This is a genomic window from Mesorhizobium sp. M0923 (genome assembly GCF_040319365.1).
Classification (GTDB): Bacteria; Pseudomonadota; Alphaproteobacteria; order Rhizobiales; family Rhizobiaceae; genus Mesorhizobium.
Genome location: NZ_JAMYNW010000041.1, coordinates 20645 through 27237, shown reverse-complemented (window position 1 = coordinate 27237; position 6593 = coordinate 20645). Strand labels below are relative to the sequence as shown.

At 62.5% G+C, this 6593-nt stretch carries 7 protein-coding genes; 4 read left to right on the top strand and 3 right to left on the bottom strand.

The window, feature by feature from the left end; all coding sequences use genetic code 11:
• Positions 1 to 157: 157 nt before the first annotated feature.
• From rho to hemE, 3 genes are all read right to left on the bottom strand, one after another.
• Entirely contained in the window at positions 158 to 1423 is a 1266-nt protein-coding gene (rho, locus tag NKH89_RS34750; protein ID WP_023718755.1) for a transcription termination factor Rho, read from the bottom strand.
• A gap of 161 nt (positions 1424 to 1584) precedes the next feature.
• Positions 1585 to 2127: a protoporphyrinogen oxidase HemJ gene (hemJ, locus tag NKH89_RS34745; RefSeq protein ID WP_084642637.1), complete on the bottom strand. Its 543-nt coding sequence runs from the start codon at positions 2125 to 2127 to the stop codon at positions 1585 to 1587.
• A gap of 5 nt (positions 2128 to 2132) precedes the next feature.
• Entirely contained in the window at positions 2133 to 3161 is a 1029-nt protein-coding gene (gene hemE / locus NKH89_RS34740) for a uroporphyrinogen decarboxylase (protein ID WP_352481328.1), read from the bottom strand.
• A gap of 401 nt (positions 3162 to 3562) precedes the next feature.
• Here hemE and NKH89_RS34735 point away from each other — a divergent pair, with 401 nt between their 5' ends.
• From NKH89_RS34735 to coaE, 4 genes are all read left to right on the top strand, one after another.
• Positions 3563 to 4381 carry a pyruvate, water dikinase regulatory protein gene (locus NKH89_RS34735; protein ID WP_023718758.1) on the top strand — a complete coding sequence of 273 codons (819 nt, stop codon included), beginning with the start codon at positions 3563 to 3565 and terminating at the stop codon, positions 4379 to 4381.
• A gap of 170 nt (positions 4382 to 4551) precedes the next feature.
• Entirely contained in the window at positions 4552 to 5151 is a 600-nt protein-coding gene (locus NKH89_RS34730; protein WP_352481329.1) for a Maf-like protein, read from the top strand.
• On the top strand, positions 5144 to 5986 hold the full coding sequence (locus NKH89_RS34725) for a shikimate dehydrogenase (RefSeq protein ID WP_352481330.1): 843 nt from the start codon (positions 5144 to 5146) through the stop codon (positions 5984 to 5986). Before NKH89_RS34730 ends, NKH89_RS34725 begins: the two co-directional genes overlap by 8 nt.
• Positions 5983 to 6585 carry a dephospho-CoA kinase gene (gene coaE, locus NKH89_RS34720; protein WP_352592217.1) on the top strand — a complete coding sequence of 201 codons (603 nt, stop codon included), beginning with the start codon at positions 5983 to 5985 and terminating at the stop codon, positions 6583 to 6585. The genes NKH89_RS34725 and coaE overlap by 4 nt, the downstream gene beginning before the upstream one ends.
• The last annotated feature ends 8 nt before the right edge of the window (positions 6586 to 6593 follow it).

The following is a 6593-nucleotide window of genomic DNA, read 5'->3' as shown; positions in this document are numbered from 1 at the left end:
TTCCGCCCATACAGGGTCGGACGACCGCCTGAAACCCCAAACAAGACGTCAAATCCCCCGCAAACAAGCGAACAACCGCCGCAACCCCGCCGCCGCAAGCTTTTGCTCATGACTGCGCAACAGGTCCCTCTGTGGGAGAAGGGAAGGGCCCCCAACCCTACGTATTCATCGAATCGAAGAAGTCCGCATTCGTCTTGGTCTGCTTGAGCTTGTCGATCAGGAACTCGATGGCGTCGGTTGTTCCCATCGGCGCCAGGATGCGGCGCAGCACGAAGATCTTCTGCAGATCCTGCTTGGAAACCAGCAGGTCTTCCTTGCGGGTGCCGGACTTCAATATGTCCATGGCCGGATAGATGCGCTTGTCGGCCACCTTGCGGTCGAGCTGGATTTCGCAGTTGCCGGTGCCCTTGAACTCTTCGAAGATGACTTCGTCCATGCGGCTGCCGGTGTCGATCAGCGCGGTGGCGATGATGGTCAGCGAGCCGCCTTCCTCGATGTTGCGGGCGGCGCCGAAGAAGCGCTTCGGCCGCTGCAGCGCGTTCGCGTCGACACCGCCGGTCAGCACCTTGCCGGATGACGGCACGACGGTGTTGTAGGCGCGGCCGAGACGCGTGATCGAATCCAGCAGGATCACCACGTCGCGACCGTGCTCGACCAGGCGCTTGGCCTTTTCGATCACCATCTCGGCAACCTGGACATGGCGTACCGCCGGCTCGTCGAAGGTCGACGAGATCACCTCGCCCTTCACCGAGCGCTGCATGTCGGTAACCTCCTCCGGCCGCTCGTCGATCAGAAGCACGATCAGATAGCATTCCGGATGGTTGGCGGTGATCGAGTGGGCGATGTTCTGCATGAGAACCGTCTTGCCGGTGCGCGGCTGCGCATTGATCAACGCACGCTGCCCCTTGCCGATCGGCGCGACCAGGTCGATCACGCGCGGCGAGATGTCCTTGGTGGTCGGATTGTCGATCTCCATCTTCAGCCGCTTGGTCGGATAGAGCGGCGTCAGGTTGTCAAAGTGGATCTTGTGGCGGATTTTTTCCGGATCGTCGAAATTGATTGTGTTGACCTTGAGCAGCGCGAAATAGCGCTCGCCCTCTTTCGGGCTGCGGATAGGGCCTTCAACCGTATCGCCGGTCTTCAGCGAAAACCGCCGGATCTGCGAGGGTGAAATATAGATGTCGTCGGGACCTGGCAGATAATTTGCGTTGGCCGAGCGCAGAAAGCCAAAGCCGTCCTGCAGCACTTCGACGACGCCGTCGCCGATGATCTCGATATCCTGTGCCGCCAGCTTCTTCAGGATCGCGAACATCAGCTCCTGCTTGCGCATGACGCTGGCGTTCTCGACCTCGAGCGATTCCGCATAGGCGATCAGCTCTGGTGGTTTCTTGTTCTTGAACTCGGTGAGTTTCATTTCTTGCATGGACGGACTCTGAATGAGCTTTGGGAAAAATATCGGCGGGATGCGACAAATGCCGGGCGCGGCCGAAAGCGATGACGGGCGGCGCATGACGGGAAGGAAGACCCGTCTTTTATCGTCGGTCGGGTGAAAGAGCAAGCCGCCTTTTGCGGGCACCGAATACGTCAGAATGGTTTCACGATAACCAGGACGACGATGACGACCATCAGCAATGTGGGGATCTCATTGACGATCCGCCAGTGCCTTGCCGGTTTTTCATTGCGGTCTTCGGCAAATTTCCGGACGGCGCCGGCGAAATAGCCATGCACGGCCGACAGACCCACCACCGCAGCGATCTTGGCATGCAGCCAGCCGCCTTGAAAACCAAAGCCTTTCCAGGCGAGCCACAGGCCGAACGCCCAGGTAATCACCATCGCCGGATTGATGATGCCGCGCAGCAGGCGGCGCTCCATTACCTTGAAGGTCTCCGACTGGACGGAGCCTTTTTCGGCATCGGCATGATAGACCAGCAAGCGCGGCAGATAGAGCATGCCCGCCATCCAGGAGATGACGGCAATCACATGGATCGCCTTTGCCCAGGGATAGAAATCATCGGGCCCGAAGAGAAACAGCAGCCCGGCCAGCACGAGGAAAATGGCGATCGCGATTGCCGCGCGGCGCGTCGCCCCGCTACCGCTGTTCGTGCTGTTCGCATTGTCTGCGCCCATCATCGTCACGACGCGCTCCGCACCAGTTTGACCATCTGCTCGACATGCGCGAGCGGCGTCTCCGGCGTGATGCCGTGGCCGAGGTTGAAGATCAGCGGCCGGTCCCCTAACACCTTCAGGATCGCCCCCACGCCGTCGGCAAGCGCCTTGCCGCCGGCCACCAGCCGCAGCGGATCGAGATTGCCTTGCACGGCGCCGTCACGCTGCAATTCCTTCGCAGTCGACAATGGCACGGTCCAGTCGAGGCCCAGCCCGGTCACGCCGGTCGTCTGGCGATAGCTCCGGTAGTGATCTCCGGCGCCTTTGGGAAAGCCGATGATCGGAACGTCGGGATGGACAGCCTTCACCTGCCGGACAATCTCGGCCACCGGCCGGACGCAGAACAACTCGAAAGACGCTTCGTCGAGCACGCCGGACCACGAATCAAAGATCTGCACCACGTCGGCGCCGGCTTCGATCTGCCGGATCAGATAGGCAGCCGAATGATCGGCGAGCACTTTCAGGAGCCGAAGAAAGGCCGCCGGCTCGCGATAGGCGAACAGCCTGGCCGGCGCCTGGTCGGGCGTACCGTGGCCGGCAATCATGTAGGTCGCCACCGTCCAGGGCGCACCGCAGAAGCCGATCAGCGTCGTTTCATCAGGCAGTCTGGCGCGCAATCGCCGCACCGTCTCGTAGACCGGCTCGAGATTCACGTGAAACGTTTCGCCGTCGAGAGCCTCGATCTCCGCAGCCGAGATCGGCGTCAACAGCGGGCCGCGTCCTTCCTCGAAGCGCACGTCGCGGCCGAGCGCATGCGGCACGACAAGGATATCGGAAAACAGGATCGATGCGTCGAAGCCGAAGCGTTCGATCGGCTGCAGCGTCACTTCGACGGCGAGATCCGGGTCGTAGCAAAGATCGAGGAACGATCCGGCCCGTCTCCTCGTCTCCCGGTATTCCGGCAGATAGCGGCCGGCTTGGCGCATAATCCAGAGCGGCGGCGGAAACGCTGCCTTGCCTCTCAACACGTCCAGCACGATCCGGTCTTGAGGCATTGAGCGCTCGCCTTTCCAGGCTTCCCTATAATTAAATATTCTATTTTTAGAAATCTTATGATTCTAAGAGTCTGTTGGTTGTGGTGGTTGTCTCCTGTCCCGCTTTGCCCTGGAAAAGACCAGCCAGCATATTGTCGCGCGCTTCTCCAACGGGATTGCAGGACTTTGTGGAAAGCCGGGAATTTCCGACTGGAGTCAATGCGTTGCCGCCAGGCCAAGGAACTTGCCCCTGTGGATGAAGCGAAGGCAAAAAGCTCCGTCCCCGGACTTGTCCCCAACCGCCCGAAGAAGCCGACAGCACATCGAATTGTGGACAAACCGGCATCTGATACAGTCGCTTGGCGGTGGCCGAGTTTTCCGCCCGGCTTATCCACATCGGCCCACAGCCTGGAATGTATCCTGTGAACAAACCGCAGAGCTTCTTTCACCTTCACCTGATTTCCGACGCCACCGGCGAAACGCTGCTGGCCGCCGGCCGCGCCGCTTCCGCGCAATACAAGGATGCGCGCGCCATCGAACACATCTACCCGCTCATCCGCACCGAAAAACAGGTGACGAAAGTGTTCGAGGACATCGAGGAGGAGCCGGGCATCATCCTCTACACCGTCGTCGACCAGAAGCTTGCCCGTGGCATCGATGAACGCTGCGCGGCGATGGGCCTGCCTTGCGTCTCGGTACTGGAGCCGGTGCTGACGGTGTTCCAGTCCTATCTCGGCACGCCGGCCGGCCGCCGCGTCGGCGCCCAGCATGTGCTGGACGCCGAATATTTTCGCCGCATCGACGCGCTCAATTTCACCATGGAGCATGATGACGGCCAGCTGCCGGCCAATATGGACGATGCCGACATCGTGCTTGTCGGCATCTCACGCACCTCGAAGACGCCGACCAGCATCTATCTCGCCAATCGCGGCATCAAGACCGCCAACATCCCGATCGTGCTCGGCGTGCCGGTGCCGGAAAGCCTGGTCTACGCCAGGAGGCCACTGATCGTCGGCCTGATCGCCACTGCCGAGCGCATCTCCCAGGTCCGGCAGAACCGCGTTCTCGGCAACAGCGCCTACGAGCCGACCGATTACGTCGACCGCGCCGCGATCGCCGAAGAGCTCGCCTACGCCCGCCAGATCTGCACACGGCATGGCTGGCCGATGATCGATGTCAGCCGCCGTTCGATCGAGGAGACGGCGGCGGCTATCGTTGCCCTGCGCGGCAAGACGCGCTAGGGCGTGTGATATTCAGGTGATGCCGGCCTACAAACGGCGGCTTCCTGCGCTTCCGGTGCTCACGTACGAAAAGTACGCTCCGCTCCGGTTCTCGGAAGCCACTATTTTCGGCTTGGCCTGACCTGAATCTCGACACACCCTAGTGAGCGCCAGGAACGGGGGCGAAAAAAATGGCCGAAAAAATCATCCTGGCCTCGGGCAGCCCGTTCCGCAAGGCGCTGCTTGTCAATGCCGGCGTTGTGGTCGAAGCGGTTCCGGCTTCTGTCGACGAACGTGCGCTGGAGGCGCCGCTGCAAAATAGTGGCGTGTCGCCGGAGGACGTCGCCCTGGTGCTTGCCGAGGCCAAGGCCACCGAAGTCAGTGAGCGCAAGCCCGGCGCCCTGGTGCTCGGCTGCGACCAGACGCTGTCCCTCGGCGACGAGCTGTTCCACAAGCCGGCCGACATGGAAGGCGCACGCCGTCATCTGCTGGCGTTGTCGGGCAAGACGCATCATCTCAACAGCGCCGTCGTGCTGGCCCGTGACGGCCAGGTTCTGTGGCGGCATGTCGGCATCGCCAGCCTGACCATGCGCAAGCTCGATCCGGCCTTCATCGGCCGCCATCTGGCGCGCGTCGGCGCCAAGGCGTTGTCCAGCGTTGGTGCCTACCAGATCGAAGGCGAGGGCATCCAGCTGTTCGAAAAGATCGAGGGCGACTACTTCACCATTGTTGGCCTGCCGCTTTTGCCGGTGCTGGCCAAGCTGCGTGAGCTCGGGGCGATCGATGGCTGAGGCCTCGAAAAAAGCCTTCGTCACCGGCCACCCGATCGGCCATTCCAGGTCACCGAAGATCCACGGCTACTGGCTGGCGAAATACGGCATCGACGGCGTCTACGAGGCCATTGACGTTGCGCCAGAAGCGTTTGCCGAATTCCTGCAAACGCTGCAGGCACAAGGCTATAGCGGCGGCAACGTCACCATCCCGCACAAGGAGGCCGCCTTCGCATTGGCGGCGCGCCGCGACGACGCGGCCGAACAAATCGGTGCGGTCAACACACTGTGGTTTGAGGATGGCGAATTGTGGGGCGGCAATACCGATGCCCATGGCTTTGCCGCCAATCTGGACGAGTATGCATCGGGTTGGGCGGCCGACGGCCCGGCCGTTGTGCTCGGTGCCGGCGGTGCCGCTCGCGCGGTCATCCATGCGCTGAAGCAACGCGGCGTCAACGATATCCGCATCGTAAACCGGACGCTTGCGAGGGCGCAGGAGCTGCGCGACCGCTTCGGTGCCGGCGTCTCCGCCCATGGCATGGCGGCGACCGGCGAGTTGCTCGAAGATGCCGGCCTGCTGGTCAACACGTCAGCGCTCGGCATGCATGGCAATGAAGGCCTGTCCGCCGATCCGGGCAGACTGCCCGACCGCGCCATCGTCACCGACATCGTTTATGTTCCGCTGGAAACGCCGTTGCTCGCCGCAGCCAGCGCGCGCGGCCTCAAGACCGTCGATGGGCTCGGCATGCTGCTGCACCAGGCGGTGCCCGGCTTCGAGCGCTGGTTCGGCACCAGGCCGCAGGTCACCGCCGAACTGCGGCAAATGATCATTGCCGATATCGGCGCGAAGCCATGATCGTGCTCGGCCTCACCGGATCGATCGGCATGGGCAAGTCGACCACGGCAAAGATGTTTGCCGAGGCCGGCGTGCCGGTCCATGATTCCGACGAGGCGGTGCATCGCCTCTATGCCGGCAAGGCCGCCCCCATGGTCGAGGCGGTCTTTCCCGGGACCACCCGATCCGGTGCGGTCGATCGCACAAAGTTGGCCGAACGGGTGCTCGGCGATGCCGCCGCGCTGAAACGGCTGGAAGCGATCATCCATCCGCTGGTCCGTGCCGACGCCGATGCCTTTCTGGCGCAAAATCGTGCCGCCGGCGCGCCACTTGCCGTGCTCGATATACCGCTGCTGTTCGAGACCGGCGGCCGCGATCGCGTCGACAAGGTTGTGGTCGTCACCGCGTCGGCCGAGATCCAGCGCGCCCGCGTGCTGGCGCGCCCGGGCATGAGCGAGGAAAAGTTTGCGTCGATCCTGGCCAGGCAGGTTCCCGACGCCGAAAAGCGCCGGCGCGCCGACTTCGTCGTCGACACCGGCCAGGGCTTTGACGCCGCCCGCGCGGCTGTCAATGCGATCGTCGCCGAACTAGTCGGGGATAAAGCAGCCAGTCCGGGTTAAGAGGCTTG